Below are 16,137 nucleotides of genomic sequence, written 5' to 3' on the forward strand. Positions count from 1 at the left end.
AGGAGGGTCATGCTACTAATCTCCCTCGTTTGCGTTCTGTATAAAGCTTTTCGTAATAAGCTTGGCAGAAGGGAATCTTGTTTTTGAACTTCTGAATGATTGATTCATCACGTTCAATGACTACAGTTGTTAAGCGTTCACGAATATCAATTTCAGCAACTAAATTTATTAATTGTTCTTGATCTTCGTAAGGCTTTAATAACTCTTCAGGACATGGGAATAACCAGAAATCAATCTCTGCTCGCTCACACTCGTAAAGCCACATGTAAGCTTGCATCTGAATGTCATAGCCAGCTTTAATTACTTTGTCTTGAGCTTCATCTTGAAAGAATGGGTGAGTACCAATATCCCACGAACATTTTGTGTCTATGATCAATTTATCTTTAAGATCAAGTACATCACATTCACCAGTGATCAAGTCATTATCAACTCGACCAACATGTTTTTGATAAGCACGAAAACGCATCTTTCCTGACAACTCAATTGCCATTTCTTCAAGCCAATTGCCTTTTTCCGTGTATTGGTTGCCTGTGAACGACTTAAAAGTGAATAAATCCTCTTTAACAATTGAACGGATTTCAGTTTTAGCCGTATCAGAAAGGCTTTCACCTTTCTTTTTAGGTTCACCGATTAGCTTGTGAAGGCTTGAGGCACGGAATAGTTTCATTGCTTCACCTCCATCTTTAATAACCAAAAGCCATATCCGTTTGTATGTACCGAAAAACCTTTGTATGTTTTGCCTGTTAGTTCCGACTTGCCAACATCAACAAGCGGTAGCAAGGCATGAGCAATCGCATCGAATGCATCAATGCTCACCTCGTAGTTATCAAAAATTGCCTGTTCCAATTCATCATATGTAGAGTTATCGTCTAAATTACATAAGTGACAAATAAGTTCGTGTGTATCAATCATCCTTGAGCCTCCACAGCAATTTTTTGAGCATCTGTTAAATCAAAACCATCTAAAAGGTATGATTTTTCGATTGCGTTTAAAGCTAACTGCTCTAAAGCATCGTCAAAAGCCTTGTCATCAAGTTTAGGCTTTGCTACTGACTGTTCTGATTTTTCAGGCTGAATTTCAAACCAATCTTTTGCTGCACTCATTCCATCTTTAATGCTTGTGCCGATTTTAATTAAAGAAACAACTTGAGCTGGTGAGATAGCCTCGATACGACATTGAATTCTCTTTTCTACAGCTTCTTTGGTGACACCATGCTTTTCGAAAGACTTTAAAAGTTTCAAAACACCTGCTGGCGAAGTGTCAGCCGATGCACGAATTGTTTGATCACATTGTTCTACTGCTGCATCAATTACATCGCCTGGTATAACTCCAAGAATACAAGCACGCAATCGTCGAGCGCCATTGTTAGCAACCAACTCATAAATATCACGTGGATCTGTAAGCTTATAGCCACCACCTTTTGTGTGTCGCCAATGACGCACTTGAAAGATTTTAGTTTGTCGAGTGTTTGTTTCCATATCCCAAGCAAAAGCTTCAACTGTAGATTCTCCATTTTCAGAAGAAAGCTCACGCACGCCAAACTGAATGTTTCCCCAGTTTTGTGCAATTGCTTCTGCTAATCGAATTGATGGCCCTGTGATTGAAGATCCACCGCGAGCATAAGAATAGACCGCTGATTGAGCTAACGCAGGTCGCTGACATGCATTCATGATGCGGTCATATGCTTGGTTCATATCACGAGGGAATTGTTTAGCGATTACTAGCGCAGATTGAACCTCAGCAACAGCACGCGAGCTTTCAGTTTGAACAGTTGCTACAGCTTGATTTTGTGGTGCTGTAGGCAGAAACGGATTTGTATTTACTGGTGCATTCATCTTCTAATCCTCAAAACTTGATTGATACGTGTGGCACTTCACCTTTGTGAATCGCCTGTAAAATTTGTTTGCCCAATTCTTCTGAAACACTAAGATTCATAAGACCTTGAAGTGCCTCATTACAAATTTTCTTTTTATGAGCTTTGTTTGCTTCACGTGCTTGCTGTTCTTTAAGTTCAGCATCTGCCTTGGCTTGAGCTTCTTGCTCAATACGCAAACGTTCAGCTTCAACTGCTTTTTGGCGATCAATTTCAGCTTGCTTTTCACGCTCAATTGCTTGTTGCTGTAATTGTTGTTCACGCAATTCAGCCTGCTCTTTTTCAAGCTTTAAGCGAGCTTCACGCTGTTCTGCTTCAAGCTTTTCTTGCTCGGCTCTTTTGCGATCTGCAAGTGCTTTTGCTTCAGCTTCAACACGTGCTTTGTCCGCAGCTTCACGTGCAATTTTTTCGTCACGTTCTTTTTGTTGACGTTCGATTTCAGCTTGGCGTAGACGTTCTAATTCAGCTTGCTCAGCTTCATACTTTTCACGAGCAACAAGAGCATTGCGTAGCTTTTCAAGTGTTTCGAATTTTGCGAGTTTAGCTTGCTCTTCGTATTCTTCAAGAGAGGAATCTACAATTGCATTCTCTACACTAGAAATAACTTCTTTAATGTCATTCGATGTTGCTTCATTAGAAATGAGGGCATTGTTTTTGATTTCTGCAATTGCACCTTCATGCTTCGCAACGCGATCTTTTTCCGCATTTTCAAAATCGGTCAATGGCTTGCGGATTTCCTCTTGTAGTAAATCCATGTTGTCACGCCAAAATTTACGATCAGCATCAATCACGCCTGATTGCTTTTTAATTTCAGCAACCATTTCTTTACCGTAGTTATCTACAGTGGTTTTAGTGCGAGCAAGGTTGTAAGCGAATGACTTAAGTGCATCACGCTCTTTTTTAACGCTCATGTCAAAGATTACAGAGCGAGCTTCTGTTGCAATTTTTTCGAAAAGAGATTTAGTTCCATTTTCAGTTTGGAATGCAGAAACAATTACATTTTGTTCTAATACTTGTAATTCCATTATACTGTAACCCCTTTCAATTCATTAACTTTTTCTTCTTCAAAATGCGCTTTAAGCATTTCATTAAGTGCGTAAACTTGGCTATTTGTCAGTGCAAATTGAAGTCCTTGAGCTGCAAAAATATCGTCATAATCTTCAACAACAGGGCGGTGCCAAGTCGCTACTTCAAGCAAGTCATAATCCACATCAACATCATTTTGTGGATCGCTTGTATTGTTCCAAGCAAGTGAACTTGTAGTTTGATTTGCTTCAACAACAGCGGACACATAACAAGCGCTGTAGTTCGGCACAATCAGCGAGAAATAGACTTTTGAGTCTTGGATAACAAACTCATCAGCAACTACAAGATTTTGAAATGTAGGCGCTTCAGGAGCGTAATTAGAAAGCATATTCATTATTGTGGCTCCTTGACTGCGTCATACAACTTGATTGCATGCACTATTGCGTAACAGCACCAGATATAATGAAAGGTGTAATCATTAGTGCTGCGTTCCCAAAAATCATCTAACTGAACGCCATCTTTATTTGGCACCCAATTACGAATTGCATCTACAAATTCAAACTCGTCGTCAGTATCGATTTGATCCAAATATTCTTTTTCTTCAGCTATTTGTTCTTCATCAAAATCTGTACATTCTTTCCAGTTTTCAAATTCTTGATTAAGGGCATCGCGTGCTTTTTCTGGTGAGTATCTTTTGAATTCGCCAGCCTCTATTTTTTCAGACCAATAACACGGATTAATCTCATCAGATTCACCACGGAAAAACTTAAACATGTCTGAAAGACGTTCAAACACATAACAACCCATATCACCACTAATCATTAATAATCCTGGGCGAGTAGTGATGTTGTAGTAATAGCTACTTGTGTTAGGGCGCTTAATTGTTAAATCACGAAATAAGCCTTGATCTAAATTGATTGTGAGTTCGTGATTTTCGATATCTTTGCTGAAACGCTCAAAAGTACAAGCCTCCATACTCACCCCCTTACCAAAGCGATATAGAACATCGCACCGATTAAAAAGATGATGATTGAGCCAAGGAATAAGCTTTGAGCCTTATCCCATAAGCGACGATTCGAAATCTGTTCGATCGTCAGTAGACGTTGTGGTTTTTTGTGTGACATAATATTCTCACTCTTTGAGTAAAAGCCCTTTGATGTCGAGTCGTGAGGGCTTTTTTATTTAAAATTAAAAAGCTTTTTGAAATTCATTGATTAAGCAGATAAAGCATCCGCACTTTTCATCCACTGGATCTTCACCAACTTCCGCAGTTTTTACCGCTTCGCCCATTTGCTGATTTAAGCCAGTACCTTCCAAAACGTATTTCTCCATTGCTTGAGCGTGTTCTACTTGACCGTCTGAAAGCTTAAGGAGTTGTAAGCGTAAATTTTGAATTTCCATTTTTATCTCACTGAGAAGGTTTTGTTTGTGTATGAGGTAAATATAAGAAAACTTAGTTTTATTGTCAAGAATTATTCTAAGAAAACTTATATTTTTTTAGAAACTTATTTTATTTATGCTTTAATAGACAAAAGAAAACCCACGCAGGGTGGGTTGGATGGATAAACGTTGATTTTATTCTATAAAATTAATTCAGCTTGTTTATTAGGGGTTCCAACTGATTCGAGAGAATCACAATAAATCATTACTTCCGAACCTTTCATTTTGTAATAAGCACTATAATTCAATGCGTAGTCATCTTGTCTATAACCTGTATATATTCGTTTGATTTCTGGACAATTATCGTAAGAAACAATCCATTTCGTTTGAACCTTATCTAAAGCATTTCGAATTTCAACATGATCTTCATGCCTATAAAAGTTTCGGTATAATCCTTGGCCTTTAACATAGTAGGGTGGGTCTAAATATATCAATGAATTTTCAGGCAATAGATCATCCACTTTAGATAAAAGTTCCAAGGCATCAAAATTATAGATTTTAATTTTATTGCTATGTTGGCCAATCTTTTGAATGCGCTTAGATAATTCTTCTTTATTGAAACGAGCATCTAGTTTGTAATTTCCATTTTGATTTTTGCCACCAATAACACCACCTTTCAATATTCCTGATCTATTCGTCCTATTTAAGAAAAAAGCAGCAAAGCCGTGTTCTAATTGACTATGATTATGGGGATCGGACAATATGTTTTTTTGTTTATACCATTCTTCCATTGTAACTTCTGTTTTGTATATTAATTCAATGAAATCATCAGTTTGTTCAGTAACAGACTGCCAGAAGTTAAAAACAGCAGGATCGAAATCATTGATATGAATATTTTTGCAATAGCCTGAATACAACAAATCTAGAGCAACACCACAACCTCCCGCATAAGGTTCGAGATAGTCGCCTGATAGGTTGTTTGCTGCCATTAGACTTTTTACAAATGGAGCAAATTTTCCTTTGCCGCCAGGGTAGCGAAGGGGGGTATTGAAAGTAGCCATATCTAATTAAACCATAAAAAATTAAAGTTGGCCACATTAAGAGTCATGGGACATTTCATCAACTTTAGCAACTAATTGAGTAATAAATTTTTCACACTCTGCTATGTGTTCCTGAGCCCATAGTTTAAATATTTGAATTTCATTAAGAACATCTTGATTGGCTTCATACCATTTTTTCATGGCCTTTCTGTTAATTCTCTTGATATCGTCAATGGATGTTATTTGAGATAAAGAGCCGCCATAATGTTTATTAATATCTTGTAAATAGGTCAGATAATAATTTGATGAAAAAAATTCTGGCGTGTTTTCATGCCAAAATTCATAATTATTATCAATGTCTTGAAACTTTTGATACAAATATATATAGGCAATTTTATCTGGTGGCAATTGATCAAAAATTGAGGAAGAACCTTTTAAGGGGAGTTGAATTACATTTTTCTTTTTTAACAAATTAATTTTTGAGTCTGGTGATTTTTCATCAGATTCTGTATCTGCATCTAGAAAAATCAATGATGCTCGAAAATGTGGAGATTGATCAGCCAGCTTGTTCAAGGTGGTGCACCCTATTTTGGCGGAAACTATCTCAAGTTTTTTCCCAAATTTACTATATGTATCGGTTATCTCTAAGGATTGAAGTATTCCTTTCATGAAATCAGAAGCCTCCTCATCCTCGAAGTAACAAAACAACGCTGGTGGGACTTCTACTTCTACTTCTTCTGATCGTGGTTTAAATGGTTCTAATAGCATATCATTTTTAATTTTTGTATATGTTGCGTCTTTCATTTCACTTGGTGAATAAGTGTCTTTTAGGTAAATTACCCTATCATCAGGAGAAGGCTTGTTTTCTAAAACTTCTTTAATTATCGTTAGGGAGTGTGTGGTTACAATAATTTGTAAATTAAACAGAGTGGCATATTTTTTTAATTGTTTCATTAATGCCATTTGTGCTTTAGGGTGTAGCCCAGATTCAATTTCATCAATAACCAAGATACCACCAATATATTGATCATCAATGATATTTTTTAGACTGTGAAATGATACCAAAGCTGTGATTATTGAACTTAAAGAATCTTGGCCAAGAGAAATACTCAAACTTGGATAGTTAAAATCTGGGACAATTGATTGCTTATTGGTTTGTTTAAAGGAATGAATATATCCTTTTTTTTCAGAAGCATGAAGAAAGGGGATTGGTATCACCTCATTAAATATAGTGTAAATTAAATTTAAATCTTCTAAATTTACCACCTCTTTTTTATTTACTTGTCCCCATTCAAACTCGCCGATAGGGCTCATCCTACTCATACCTAAATAGAGAGTTGGAATTTGCACCTTTGCAGCTCCTGTAATTTTATATTTATCAGAGATTTCGGTTGATACTTTGTTTTCAAGCCTAGGGATAATTCTCATACGATAGACATAGCATTTCTCATCGGTAAGAGCTTCTTTCTGCTTGTCAGTCATTTGATCAATAGGTACTTTTACCAAGAATCTTTGAAACTCTTTTTTATGAATCAATTGTTTATGAGTTCCTGTCACTTGACATCTTTTAATTATTTCATGTCCCTCAATATCATAATGTAGACTGGCACTATAGTTTTTTGGCTCTAGCTCTTTTAAGTCCTTATAGTAATCTAGGAAAAATAATTCACTAAAATCAGCTCGATAGGCTTTACCTAATAAGGTTTTATTATCTGTATATTCGGAGCCATTCGCTATGAGCCCAAGAATGGTTGATTTTCCAATACCATTATGACCAGCAATTAGTGTAATTCTTGGCGCAATTTCTAAATTTAATTTTTTTAAACTGCGAAATCCCTGCTCATCAAATACAATTCTTTTAAGTTTCATCTTTTCCCCGAGAAATAAGTTAGATTTCCCGAACCGTTGAAATGCTGTGTCGGGTTCACAGTTTTAATTATTTAAGCACCGTACTTTTCTAAAAGCTCATCAATCCAGCCTTGTGCCTGCTCTAAATTGCTTATGTCTGCAAGTTTTAGATTAGTACTTTCCGCTTCATTAAAACCCTCGATTATGGCTTCAAAGATGTTTGCTTCAGTAATGACCTCGCGTGCGATTTCCGCAGCATCATAGCTTTGTTTAGCTTTTTTAAGAGAGGCTATTTGTTTGTCAATTCCTGCGCCAATTTTATCTAATGCCAATTTAAATTCTTGGCGATTAATTGTTAGCGCAGTTTTAGATTTATTAAGTGTTGCTATCATAATGTTCTCTTTTATATAAGAAATTTAATTTAATGAACTCACGCAAAGGCAGCCTTATTAACTCTTGCGCATCTTATTTCTGCGCTTTGATCTAAATACATATCTAATCGAGTCAACCACCTCTCCAACAAAAACACACTCTTCATCCAGCGGGATGATATTTGGTTTAAATTCAGGGTTTAGAGCCTGTAAATATCTTGAGTTATCAGTTTCGATAACCAGCCGTTTAAAAGTGGCCTCATCATGCTTTCTTACAACGATCACATCCCCTGACTGCATTTCATCATATTGCACTGTTGGATCAACAAGAATGTAATCCCCCTCATGAAATGTAGGGTAGTTACTTAATCCTTGAACTTTTAGATAAAAACATTCGTCACAATCATCAGGTAAAGGAAGCCATTCCTCGACCTGTGACATATCAACCGACTCTACGTTGGTAAACACGCCAGCCTGCACCCAAGAGAGAACTGGGGCCATTTTAGGTGAAACAGGCGCAACATTCCTTTCGCTTTTAAATTCACCACCCTTTCCAGTAAGAATATATTCAGTAGTAACGCCAAACTCATTCGCCATAGCTTCAAGTGATGCAGCCTTAGGTAAATAACTATCTTTTTCCCATTCAGTAACAGCAGGCGAGCTCACTCCGGCAACCTTAGCTAATTGCACTTGAGTTAATTTTTTCGAACGTCTAAGCGCACGTATGCGCTGACCAGCAGATTGTTTTTCCATATAAGTTATCTTACATATTGCTTTTATAAGTTTTCTTTGATTAAATACTAAGAAATCTTATTTTAAGGTGTTAGTGATGACCAAACATGAAGCATTGAAGTTGCTTGGGGTTAATGGTGTTGAGCTGGCTAAGCTTTTAGGTGTTGAACCATCAGCAGTTTATCAATGGCCAGAAAACAAAATCCCATTAGCTCGCGAATACCAAATCCGTGACTTAGCAAATGGAAAAGAACCAATTACACGCCACCAAGTGGCATAGGAAAAACCATGAGCCTTGAAAAAAAATCTACGCATGTGCGCTTATCTCCTGAGAATCACGAACGAGCAAAGGTTTTAGCTGAAATTAAAGGTAAAGACCTTGCTCAATATATGGCCTACCTGCTTGAAAAAGAAATTGCAGGTGAGTGGCATGTACTTAATTTACAAGCAAAATCGTTCGAGCGCTTGGGAGTATCAGCTTTGTTAAGGGATTTAAGTACAGAGGTCGAATTTCGAGAGGGATCCGAAGGGATTCACGGGGATTTAGACATTAAAAAAGCCTGATTTGCGAGATCAGGCTTCGTGTAATTCACCGCGTATTCAATAACCCCCTAAAGAATCATGGAGTATCGAATGAAAACAAATTTAGCACATGAACCAACACAAAAACAAGGAGGCAAAATGACGAACAGATTTTATCTTGCTTGCTTCCGTGACAACGTTGGTTCAAACGTTGCATTTCAGTGCAAGGACTTTAGAGGCTATCACACCAATGTGGATAAGGCTCATGTGTGCACGCTTGAAGAAGCACAGTATCACTTTAATCATGCTCGTGAATATGATCTCCCATTGTCTGCTGACATAGTTGATGAATTGACAGTATGGAAGGTAGACCACCAGTACATCCCCACAAAATCACAGCCTTTCAATAATGTGCACAACACGTATGTTGCATTTGAGAAAGGGCATTTTGATGGAAATGATGTTTTTTGGCTGAATATTGATAAGTGCACAACATCAACAGACTTTGATGAAGCATCAATTTTTGGGCACACAATTGCTAAAAAATTAGATCAAAAATATGTAGTTATTCCATTTGACTTAGCTGACAAATTTAAACGACGTACCTTTGATTTTAGAAAATTAAATAAAAGAAAAATGGTACAAGGTGCAGGTTTAAAAACACCAGAACATTTAAAAAAGTCAAAGCGCAGAAATCCAAATCCCATGACGCGTTTCAATTGCTATGAATGCGGAAAAATAAACTGGCAACACAATCCCTATGATTTTGAGGGGTGTAAGCATTGTCACGCACGAGGTGAATTTCATGCATAAATATCTACATCACATTGGCGACTTCATGCGTGATACCTCACATCTATCACCAGTAGAAGAATGCTTCTACCGTCGTGCATTGGATTGGTATTACTTGAATGAAAAGCCATTCCCAAATGATATGAAGGAAGTTTTCCGTTTATTACGTGCAAAAGGGAAAATTCAAACCCAAGCAGTAGAGACAGTTTTTAAAGATTTTTTCTTTGCGGAAGAAAATTATTTAAAAAATTCTCGCTGCGAAAAAGAAATCACTGCATACAAGGAAAAAAATAATTCCAATCGAGTTAATGGAAAATTAGGAGGCAGACCTAAGAAAAACAGTAACTTAGAAAACCATAGTGGTTTTGATTCGGTTAATGACGGGTTATCAAATAAAACCCACGAAAAAGGCAACCATAAACCTATAACCAATAACCATAAACCAATAACCAGTAACCAATATAAATATACGTTTGACCTTGAGTTCGTGAATGTGAATTTGATGAAAACTGGTTCAAAAACGGTAGACCAGGAATACATCAACGAATTACAGCCTCAGTTTGAATTGTATTACGCAGATCAGCACATGGCTGACAACAAAGCGTTGGTTAAGTTTGTTCAGTGGATTGTTCGCAATCAGCAGAAGGAGCAGACAGCCAAACCTGTTAATCATAATCAAAACTCATGGGCTGAATACAATCAAGTCTTTGCTCAAAAGATCAATCAAACATTTGAGGAGCCAATTGATATAACCCCAAAAAAGTCGGTTCTGATTGAGGGGGTGGGACATGCTTAGTGTGATCACCAAAGAGGACGAATTACTTCAAACTTTGCAATCTTTGTTTGGCGGACAGTTCAAGAAGCGTTACGAAAACCTTGATGCGCAAGCAATGATTATGATCGTACGTGGCGCATTGATGAACCTAAGTGATGACCAATTTAGACAGGGTATGGCTCGATTGTATTCAAGTCGTTTCTGTCCTGATATCGCAGAGTTTAGAGCTTGGTGTGTGTCAGGTTCATGGCAAACAGCTCAAGAGGCTTGGCAGCGTGCTTGTGATTATTCAAATCAGTCAGAAGCGGACTTAATCAAATCAACTTTGAAAATTACCAAATTAGCAAAGCTTGCTTGGGATTCAGTTTATTGGATGGTTGTTCAAGGCGATATGAAATCAGCTTATCAGCAGTTCAAAACGCTTTATGAAGATTATGTTGCTAAGGCTCAAACACTTGGTAAGCAGCAAGAATGGTATGTGCCACCAGTGATGATTGGCTCAAAAGAACCAGTGAAGTCTATTCCTAAAACTTACAAATCAAATCTAACGGATGAGCAGAAATCTATTGCTGATCTCACTTCAAAAATTATGGCAACTGGCAAGTCTTGGAAGGATGCTTTTCAAGAAGCTCAAATGGAAGTTCGAGGTGTCGTGAAGCCAATGATGCAAGGGGGGTTGGTATGAGAACAGGAACTAACAGCGAGTCACTTTACATCAAGGATCGTTCAGCTTGGGATTTGTCAGAATTCCTAAGTAGTGGTGGTCAGATCGAACATGTGCCTTATGGCGTTTCAAGTGAGGTTAAGCAAGAGTTCAATAAATCAAATGCTCAATCGCACATGAAACAAATAATGGGTGCAGCAATTGCAGAGGCTAAGGCTAAGAAAGAATTAGAACCTAAGCGAACTAAAACTGAAGCTGAGATTGAAGCAAAAAGACAGAGTGATAAAGAGCGTAAACGAATCAAAGACGCTCAATCACAGGCTGTAAGAAGAAAGGCTAAAGCGGATTTAAGCGCAGAGCAAATATCAATTTTCAAAGAGTTTCATTCAAAGGCATCACATGGCGATATCGCGTTGCTTGCAAGGTTGACAGGTGTTTCAGCAACAACATTGAAGTCAACCATGTATGGCGAAACTGTTATGAAGAAAGATCGATGGGAAGGAGTTAAAAAGCATTTGCTGAGTTTTGACTATTCAATCAACGAAAGTGCAATCAAAGGAAGATTGAAGAAAGAAATCAATGAATTGGATCAGAAAGCATATCGAAAAGCTTATAGGGCTGAATGGCAAAAGGTACAGAGAGCCAAGCTTAAACAGATAACAGAAAAGTATTGTGGAGTAGTGGCACTATGACAACTATAAACAACTCTGAAAACTTGATTGAGAAAGTAGGCGGGATTGAGAAGGCTAGAGAGATTGTAGAGGGTGCGCCAAAGGGTTTTTCTATTTATTTTTTGGGCTTGGTTGGTGGTTATGTTCGTTGCTGTCCCAAAGATGACAGGCATATTGGTCTTGATGACCTCCGCACCGCCATTGCAGAGCATGACCGAGAGTTCAAAATTGGCGACCATATTCGCTATATGGGAATTGATAGAAAATCACCACATCCAGAGATATTTGAAGTAGTTGGCTTTGATTCAATGCCAGTTGGTGGCAATGGCTACAAGATTAAAAATAGGTTAGGACAAATTGATTTTTGTTATGGCGACAATTACGCACTTGTTGATTGCGACAACACTGACCACGTCACAGACATTCGCAATCATGTTAGTCCAAGCACAATGGTGGTGGATTTATGAGCTTATATCCAGAAACCCACATCATAAACATCAAAGACGATGAGAAGGTCATTAAGTTTGAGAGAGTGTTTCAACGTGCTGAGTGTAAGCATAGTCACATTGAAATTTCAGAAGAAGATAACGAAGTTTTGTGCCTAGATTGCAAAACTAAATTAAATCCAATCTGGTGGATATCTAAATATTTAAAGCATCTCAACCAAGTAACTGAACGAAATAATCGAATGTTGTCTGAGGCTAGGGAAATCACTAAGAAGCTTGAAAATAAAAGCAAATTCATGTGCAAACACTGTCATGAAGTAAACACAATTGATTTCAAAAAATTGCCAAGCAAAGCAGCAATTGAGCGTGGAATGTCGGTTATCAATGAAGAGTTTGAGGGTATTAGAGTGGAGGCAGAACGTCATGGATAAGTTAATCATTGAGTTTAATAAAAAGTTCGATAAACAAAAACAAGAGCTTATTGATGGTTTTAAAGCATTAGGTGAAGAAAAAAGACTACCTAAAGCTTTGGCAACAATTGAGGGTGAACAACCAACATATAAGAATTATTTTAAAGCGGGTTGGCAATCCCGACAGGCTGAATTCGACGCAATGGCCGAAGCTCTCTTAAATCAAACGCAATTGCTTGCTAAGCAAAAGGTGGAGGTTGAAGAGAAAGACAAGCGGATTGAAAACTTTACCTCAAATTGGAGAAAGCAAGCTAAAGAAACTTTTCAAGATGATCAAAGGTGGATAGGTGGCTTGTTCTTATCCTGTATTGATGAATTAGAAAAGACCCTGCGAGGTGAGCATGAATAGCGAATCAATTTCATACATCTGCTTGACCATCTTGCTTTTAGCTTGGTGGTTCAAAGAGCCATTAACCAAATTGATTGGGGGCTAACAATGCAAATTCCTAAACCCCTCATCATCGGCATTGATCCAGACCTAGAAAAATCGGGAGTGGCTGTCTTAGGACAGTCATTCGAGCTGAAAAACTTAACCTTTGCTGAAACTGTTGAGTTATTCCGCATTCACCAGGATCAGATCAAGAAAGTGGTGATCGAGGCAGGTTGGATGAATAGAAAATCAAATCTACATAGTCGTATTGGTCAATCTAAGCGCGTAGGTGAGCGAATTGCTAAGAATGTAGGTGAGAACCATGCGACAGGCAAATTACTCGTAGAAATGGCAAAAGAATGCGGTTTAGCGGTGGTATTGGTTAAGCCGACACGCACAAAGCTGAAGGCAGAAGATTTTAATCGAATTACAGGTTGGCAAGGCAGAACGAATCAAGAACAGCGTGATGCGGGAATGCTGATTTGGGGGATGAAGTGATGATTTTAATTACTACAGGTTGGACAGGATTATGGGTTCGTCGTCGTCATGAGTTTGGACACGAAGCATTACCTAAAATTCTTCAGGTTGATTTGATCTTTTGCACAATCTTTATCTTTGGTAAGCATGGTCGCTTCTTTGATTTTATGCGCCAGTATTTTCGCAATTGGGGTGCTGAGGCATATCCGCAATATCGCCAACAAGTGAAGGCAATTAAGTCAAAGGTTCGAGCACAAGAGCGGAAGTATAGCGATCAGCGAATCAAAAACCTTGAAGCTGATTTGCTTAAAAAGACTCAGCAGTACAACAAGCTTTACAACGATACGATTGAGATTCGAAACCTTGCTTATGCGGTGCGGAATTTAGAGAAAGTTGATTTCAAGAAATTAGAAGATATTTAAGGGGAATAGGGATGAACGCAGTAGCAGAGAAGTTTGAACAATTCGAGTGGTTGACTCATGGCATCACTGCTAAGTCACCGCAATTCGGTAGTGATGTACAGGGTACAGGAGAGAAACCATTGGATTATCAAGATCGCTTGGGTGCTATTGCGTCTATGGAAACCCAGTTGGAGAAGTCGATTACTTCGGTGATTGTTTTTGGTAATGTTTCAGAAATGGATTACCAATACATTCAGTCACATTTAGCATTAATTATGGTAACAAATGCAAAATTGGAAAAACGAAGAGATCCACAGAAAATAGGACTTAATGAGTTAGCTATGTTGATTGCTCGAATGGTTATTGATTTCTCAATGAATCCTGAATTGGAGAACAACTTTACTGCAAAAGGTCGTTTGTATTACGCAGGCATTCGCTCTTGGCAAATGGATGATGAGCTATATCGTAAGACATGGAAGCAGTATGAAAATCTAATGGCATTGGCTTTAGAGTCAGCGATTGATTGTGCTGCAAAAGCAATTGAAAAGTACAGGAAAAATACTTACAAAGATTCAAAAATATAGGGATTCCATTATTTCGGAAACTAGAGTATAGTTTTTATATACTGGTCGTATTACGGTTTATCCGAGACCAAAACAGTTTTTGCTACCCACCTACTCCAATAAGTGGGTATTTTTTTGCTTATCAATAATTGAGCCTGTAAATTATTTTGTGTATAATATGTAAACAATTATTAAATAAGGTAGTAAAGTTATGTACTACTCTCTATACGCAATGTTTTTCTTCCTTGCATTTCTTGTCCTTACATTATTGATGTATTTATTTGGTGGTCTAAATTCAGGTTTAGTATTTTATAGATAGCACAAGTTAACTTAAATTAAAGCTCATCGAAAGGTGGCTTTTTTTGACATTGTTTGTTCATGAAAATAAGCGATAATGAATTTTTATTTTGAGCTTTAACTGAAATGGCAATTCTAACTGTCAAGAAATTAGATGATACTCTTAGTGAATTAGTAGTTAACGGCAAAAAACCTGAAAAGATTTTGTTGGGTTATAAAGCGTATGGCGAGCTAATGAATGATCGTAGCTTTTTTGAGGAAGTAGCAGGGTCGGCAATGGATCCGAACAAGCGAAAATATAAAAATATTAAAATTAAGGTTACCCAAGACGAATACCAGTTTGAAGTGATTTGTTCAAAGGAATAGGTTTAAGTATCAAGGAAAGCTCGCCAAATGGTGGGCTTTCTTGTTGTCTATTAAAAGACAGCCATTATATCCAATGTGATTTCGTCACACATTGAGTTAGCCTCAGAGCCTTAAATTGTGGGTGACACCCCGACCAAAGAGAATGAAAGGCACAAAGCAGATCAATAGCTAACTTTGAGAAGTTTGTCGTGTTGAGTAGCGGTAGATCAGTTGCCGAGCTGATCAATATCGTAATCTAAGGCAAGGATGTGGCAGATCACCACGTCCTTTTTAATTTTATTAGAGGTATCTATGCTCCGAATTAAACAAATCCTCTGCCGACATGTTTGGGAATATTCAGATTTCTTTACGGTGAGAGAGTGTCGGAAGTGTGGGAAAATTAAACTGTTATAGATTTTAAAGAGAAGTGAATAAAAAAGCAGTAGGCTAGCAGTATTACGTCAGTACCACTGTTCAAAGCGTGGTGGCTTAATTTGAGTTGATGAGATATGACGACACGCATTCAACCGCCACATGTGAGAATTAAGTTAGCTATTCACTTCATTTTTAAGATTAAGCCCCTTCCGAGGGGTTTTTTAATGCCTAGAGGAAACTATGACAGACACAGTACAGGCTAGAAAAGACTTAGAGCTTTGCAGTGCTGAGCTGTCTAAGTATCAAAACCTTAGCCGTTCAGGATTAAGACACAGTGAATTAATCGCATTAGACAATGTGATGATTCGATTAAAAGAACGGATTAAGAATTTAAGAGTTGTGTTGGGTGATTGATCTTACTTGGATAAGTTGATAATTTATTGTTTCTAAATTAATTATAGGGATAATAATGAAATCAAAACAATATATCTTAGTAAATATTTGTGGAGATAAATTTGGATTCTCAGATATAAGTAATAGCGGGAATCTAGAACTTTATCTATCTGGTCAAGAATATGATAAGTCGTCTTTTGAATTTGAATCTGCAAGTATTATTCTTATATTTGAAGCCAACTTAGAAGATGACATAAAAGAGATGATCCATAAATCCTTTCGTAAGCAGTTAGTTGGTTAATAACC

The 16,137-nt window shown here is 37.5% G+C and carries 27 protein-coding genes; 15 read left to right on the forward strand and 12 right to left on the reverse strand.

What is annotated here, in order from left to right; all coding sequences use genetic code 11:
* Positions 1-7: 7 nt before the first annotated feature.
* The 12 genes from AC4CVF_RS01340 to AC4CVF_RS01395 form a co-directional block, all read right to left on the reverse strand.
* Positions 8-667, reverse strand: coding sequence for a hypothetical protein (locus tag AC4CVF_RS01340; protein ID WP_490788774.1), 660 nt, complete (start codon positions 665-667; stop codon positions 8-10).
* Positions 664-912 carry a hypothetical protein gene (locus tag AC4CVF_RS01345; RefSeq protein ID WP_490788775.1) on the reverse strand — a complete coding sequence of 83 codons (249 nt, stop codon included), beginning with the start codon at positions 910-912 and terminating at the stop codon, positions 664-666. The genes AC4CVF_RS01340 and AC4CVF_RS01345 overlap by 4 nt, the downstream gene beginning before the upstream one ends.
* Positions 909-1,835 carry a hypothetical protein gene (locus AC4CVF_RS01350; RefSeq protein WP_419305412.1) on the reverse strand — a complete coding sequence of 309 codons (927 nt, stop codon included), beginning with the start codon at positions 1,833-1,835 and terminating at the stop codon, positions 909-911. The genes AC4CVF_RS01345 and AC4CVF_RS01350 overlap by 4 nt, the downstream gene beginning before the upstream one ends.
* 10 nt (positions 1,836-1,845) lie before the next feature.
* Positions 1,846-2,898, reverse strand: coding sequence for a hypothetical protein (locus AC4CVF_RS01355; protein ID WP_490788776.1), 1,053 nt, complete (start codon positions 2,896-2,898; stop codon positions 1,846-1,848).
* Positions 2,898-3,293 carry a hypothetical protein gene (locus tag AC4CVF_RS01360; protein WP_490788777.1) on the reverse strand — a complete coding sequence of 132 codons (396 nt, stop codon included), beginning with the start codon at positions 3,291-3,293 and terminating at the stop codon, positions 2,898-2,900. Before AC4CVF_RS01360 ends, AC4CVF_RS01355 begins: the two co-directional genes overlap by 1 nt.
* A complete protein-coding gene (locus tag AC4CVF_RS01365; protein WP_419361337.1) occupies positions 3,293-3,874 on the reverse strand; it encodes a hypothetical protein in 582 nt (193 codons plus the stop codon). Before AC4CVF_RS01365 ends, AC4CVF_RS01360 begins: the two co-directional genes overlap by 1 nt.
* 2 nt (positions 3,875-3,876) lie before the next feature.
* Positions 3,877-4,023 (reverse strand): hypothetical protein, encoded by a 147-nt coding sequence (locus tag AC4CVF_RS01370; RefSeq protein WP_171287898.1) that lies wholly within the window; start codon positions 4,021-4,023, stop codon positions 3,877-3,879.
* 64 nt (positions 4,024-4,087) lie between these two features.
* Positions 4,088-4,300, reverse strand: a complete 213-nt coding sequence (locus AC4CVF_RS01375; RefSeq protein WP_490788778.1) for a hypothetical protein — start codon at positions 4,298-4,300, stop codon at positions 4,088-4,090.
* Between the two features lie 179 nt (positions 4,301-4,479).
* Positions 4,480-5,340: a DNA adenine methylase gene (locus tag AC4CVF_RS01380; RefSeq protein ID WP_419330441.1), complete on the reverse strand. Its 861-nt coding sequence runs from the start codon at positions 5,338-5,340 to the stop codon at positions 4,480-4,482.
* Positions 5,341-5,376: 36 nt separating this feature from the next.
* Positions 5,377-7,188, reverse strand: a complete 1,812-nt coding sequence (locus tag AC4CVF_RS01385) for an AAA family ATPase (protein ID WP_419330440.1) — start codon at positions 7,186-7,188, stop codon at positions 5,377-5,379.
* Between the two features lie 71 nt (positions 7,189-7,259).
* Entirely contained in the window at positions 7,260-7,559 is a 300-nt protein-coding gene (locus tag AC4CVF_RS01390; protein WP_419330439.1) for a hypothetical protein, read from the reverse strand.
* A 57-nt stretch (positions 7,560-7,616) separates the two neighbouring features.
* Positions 7,617-8,291, reverse strand: a complete 675-nt coding sequence (locus AC4CVF_RS01395; RefSeq protein WP_239046288.1) for a LexA family protein — start codon at positions 8,289-8,291, stop codon at positions 7,617-7,619.
* 76 nt (positions 8,292-8,367) lie between these two features.
* Here AC4CVF_RS01395 and AC4CVF_RS01400 point away from each other — a divergent pair, with 76 nt between their 5' ends.
* The 15 genes from AC4CVF_RS01400 (at position 8,368) to AC4CVF_RS01470 (ending at position 16,132) form a co-directional block, all read left to right on the forward strand.
* Entirely contained in the window at positions 8,368-8,550 is a 183-nt protein-coding gene (locus AC4CVF_RS01400) for a Cro/CI family transcriptional regulator (protein ID WP_004817487.1), read from the forward strand.
* An 8-nt stretch (positions 8,551-8,558) separates the two neighbouring features.
* A complete protein-coding gene (locus AC4CVF_RS01405) occupies positions 8,559-8,834 on the forward strand; it encodes a hypothetical protein (protein ID WP_004817486.1) in 276 nt (91 codons plus the stop codon).
* Between the two features lie 69 nt (positions 8,835-8,903).
* A complete protein-coding gene (locus AC4CVF_RS01410; RefSeq protein ID WP_419340067.1) occupies positions 8,904-9,605 on the forward strand; it encodes a hypothetical protein in 702 nt (233 codons plus the stop codon).
* Positions 9,598-10,380: a YdaU family protein gene (locus AC4CVF_RS01415; RefSeq protein WP_490788779.1), complete on the forward strand. Its 783-nt coding sequence runs from the start codon at positions 9,598-9,600 to the stop codon at positions 10,378-10,380. The genes AC4CVF_RS01410 and AC4CVF_RS01415 overlap by 8 nt, the downstream gene beginning before the upstream one ends.
* Entirely contained in the window at positions 10,373-11,044 is a 672-nt protein-coding gene (locus AC4CVF_RS01420) for a hypothetical protein (RefSeq protein ID WP_490788780.1), read from the forward strand. Before AC4CVF_RS01415 ends, AC4CVF_RS01420 begins: the two co-directional genes overlap by 8 nt.
* Positions 11,041-11,715: a hypothetical protein gene (locus AC4CVF_RS01425; protein ID WP_490788781.1), complete on the forward strand. Its 675-nt coding sequence runs from the start codon at positions 11,041-11,043 to the stop codon at positions 11,713-11,715. The genes AC4CVF_RS01420 and AC4CVF_RS01425 overlap by 4 nt, the downstream gene beginning before the upstream one ends.
* Positions 11,712-12,161: a hypothetical protein gene (locus AC4CVF_RS01430; RefSeq protein WP_490788782.1), complete on the forward strand. Its 450-nt coding sequence runs from the start codon at positions 11,712-11,714 to the stop codon at positions 12,159-12,161. Before AC4CVF_RS01425 ends, AC4CVF_RS01430 begins: the two co-directional genes overlap by 4 nt.
* On the forward strand, positions 12,158-12,571 hold the full coding sequence (locus AC4CVF_RS01435; RefSeq protein ID WP_335987253.1) for a hypothetical protein: 414 nt from the start codon (positions 12,158-12,160) through the stop codon (positions 12,569-12,571). The genes AC4CVF_RS01430 and AC4CVF_RS01435 overlap by 4 nt, the downstream gene beginning before the upstream one ends.
* Positions 12,564-12,959: a hypothetical protein gene (locus tag AC4CVF_RS01440; protein WP_314339333.1), complete on the forward strand. Its 396-nt coding sequence runs from the start codon at positions 12,564-12,566 to the stop codon at positions 12,957-12,959. The genes AC4CVF_RS01435 and AC4CVF_RS01440 overlap by 8 nt, the downstream gene beginning before the upstream one ends.
* A gap of 87 nt (positions 12,960-13,046) precedes the next feature.
* Positions 13,047-13,478, forward strand: coding sequence for a hypothetical protein (locus AC4CVF_RS01445; RefSeq protein WP_490788783.1), 432 nt, complete (start codon positions 13,047-13,049; stop codon positions 13,476-13,478).
* On the forward strand, positions 13,475-13,879 hold the full coding sequence (locus AC4CVF_RS01450; RefSeq protein ID WP_490788784.1) for a hypothetical protein: 405 nt from the start codon (positions 13,475-13,477) through the stop codon (positions 13,877-13,879). The genes AC4CVF_RS01445 and AC4CVF_RS01450 overlap by 4 nt, the downstream gene beginning before the upstream one ends.
* An 11-nt stretch (positions 13,880-13,890) precedes the next feature.
* Positions 13,891-14,442 (forward strand): hypothetical protein, encoded by a 552-nt coding sequence (locus AC4CVF_RS01455; protein WP_490788785.1) that lies wholly within the window; start codon positions 13,891-13,893, stop codon positions 14,440-14,442.
* Between the two features lie 402 nt (positions 14,443-14,844).
* Positions 14,845-15,084, forward strand: a complete 240-nt coding sequence (locus tag AC4CVF_RS01460) for a hypothetical protein (RefSeq protein WP_476367717.1) — start codon at positions 14,845-14,847, stop codon at positions 15,082-15,084.
* A 594-nt stretch (positions 15,085-15,678) separates the two neighbouring features.
* A complete protein-coding gene (locus tag AC4CVF_RS01465; protein WP_490788786.1) occupies positions 15,679-15,852 on the forward strand; it encodes a hypothetical protein in 174 nt (57 codons plus the stop codon).
* 55 nt (positions 15,853-15,907) lie between these two features.
* A complete protein-coding gene (locus AC4CVF_RS01470) occupies positions 15,908-16,132 on the forward strand; it encodes a hypothetical protein (protein ID WP_004725001.1) in 225 nt (74 codons plus the stop codon).
* The last annotated feature ends 5 nt before the right edge of the window (positions 16,133-16,137 follow it).

Source organism: Acinetobacter sp. LipI_19, from assembly GCF_058242925.1.

Bases quoted from the DNA above. Each gene is read 5' to 3' on its own strand.
- AC4CVF_RS01340 (WP_490788774.1), bottom strand. From the start codon at position 667: ATGAAACTATTCCGTGCCTCAAGCCTTCACAAGCTAATCGGTGAACCT.
- AC4CVF_RS01345 (WP_490788775.1), bottom strand. From the start codon at position 912: ATGATTGATACACACGAACTTATTTGTCACTTATGTAATTTAGACGAT.
- AC4CVF_RS01350 (WP_419305412.1), bottom strand. From the start codon at position 1,835: ATGAATGCACCAGTAAATACAAATCCGTTTCTGCCTACAGCACCACAA.
- AC4CVF_RS01355 (WP_490788776.1), bottom strand. From the start codon at position 2,898: ATGGAATTACAAGTATTAGAACAAAATGTAATTGTTTCTGCATTCCAA.
- AC4CVF_RS01360 (WP_490788777.1), bottom strand. From the start codon at position 3,293: ATGAATATGCTTTCTAATTACGCTCCTGAAGCGCCTACATTTCAAAAT.
- AC4CVF_RS01365 (WP_419361337.1), bottom strand. From the start codon at position 3,874: ATGGAGGCTTGTACTTTTGAGCGTTTCAGCAAAGATATCGAAAATCAC.
- AC4CVF_RS01370 (WP_171287898.1), bottom strand. From the start codon at position 4,023: ATGTCACACAAAAAACCACAACGTCTACTGACGATCGAACAGATTTCG.
- AC4CVF_RS01375 (WP_490788778.1), bottom strand. From the start codon at position 4,300: ATGGAAATTCAAAATTTACGCTTACAACTCCTTAAGCTTTCAGACGGT.
- AC4CVF_RS01380 (WP_419330441.1), bottom strand. From the start codon at position 5,340: ATGGCTACTTTCAATACCCCCCTTCGCTACCCTGGCGGCAAAGGAAAA.
- AC4CVF_RS01385 (WP_419330440.1), bottom strand. From the start codon at position 7,188: ATGAAACTTAAAAGAATTGTATTTGATGAGCAGGGATTTCGCAGTTTA.
- AC4CVF_RS01390 (WP_419330439.1), bottom strand. From the start codon at position 7,559: ATGATAGCAACACTTAATAAATCTAAAACTGCGCTAACAATTAATCGC.
- AC4CVF_RS01395 (WP_239046288.1), bottom strand. From the start codon at position 8,291: ATGGAAAAACAATCTGCTGGTCAGCGCATACGTGCGCTTAGACGTTCG.
- AC4CVF_RS01400 (WP_004817487.1), top strand. From the start codon at position 8,368: ATGACCAAACATGAAGCATTGAAGTTGCTTGGGGTTAATGGTGTTGAG.
- AC4CVF_RS01405 (WP_004817486.1), top strand. From the start codon at position 8,559: ATGAGCCTTGAAAAAAAATCTACGCATGTGCGCTTATCTCCTGAGAAT.
- AC4CVF_RS01410 (WP_419340067.1), top strand. From the start codon at position 8,904: ATGAAAACAAATTTAGCACATGAACCAACACAAAAACAAGGAGGCAAA.
- AC4CVF_RS01415 (WP_490788779.1), top strand. From the start codon at position 9,598: ATGCATAAATATCTACATCACATTGGCGACTTCATGCGTGATACCTCA.
- AC4CVF_RS01420 (WP_490788780.1), top strand. From the start codon at position 10,373: ATGCTTAGTGTGATCACCAAAGAGGACGAATTACTTCAAACTTTGCAA.
- AC4CVF_RS01425 (WP_490788781.1), top strand. From the start codon at position 11,041: ATGAGAACAGGAACTAACAGCGAGTCACTTTACATCAAGGATCGTTCA.
- AC4CVF_RS01430 (WP_490788782.1), top strand. From the start codon at position 11,712: ATGACAACTATAAACAACTCTGAAAACTTGATTGAGAAAGTAGGCGGG.
- AC4CVF_RS01435 (WP_335987253.1), top strand. From the start codon at position 12,158: ATGAGCTTATATCCAGAAACCCACATCATAAACATCAAAGACGATGAG.
- AC4CVF_RS01440 (WP_314339333.1), top strand. From the start codon at position 12,564: ATGGATAAGTTAATCATTGAGTTTAATAAAAAGTTCGATAAACAAAAA.
- AC4CVF_RS01445 (WP_490788783.1), top strand. From the start codon at position 13,047: ATGCAAATTCCTAAACCCCTCATCATCGGCATTGATCCAGACCTAGAA.
- AC4CVF_RS01455 (WP_490788785.1), top strand. From the start codon at position 13,891: ATGAACGCAGTAGCAGAGAAGTTTGAACAATTCGAGTGGTTGACTCAT.
- AC4CVF_RS01460 (WP_476367717.1), top strand. From the start codon at position 14,845: ATGGCAATTCTAACTGTCAAGAAATTAGATGATACTCTTAGTGAATTA.
- AC4CVF_RS01465 (WP_490788786.1), top strand. From the start codon at position 15,679: ATGACAGACACAGTACAGGCTAGAAAAGACTTAGAGCTTTGCAGTGCT.
- AC4CVF_RS01470 (WP_004725001.1), top strand. From the start codon at position 15,908: ATGAAATCAAAACAATATATCTTAGTAAATATTTGTGGAGATAAATTT.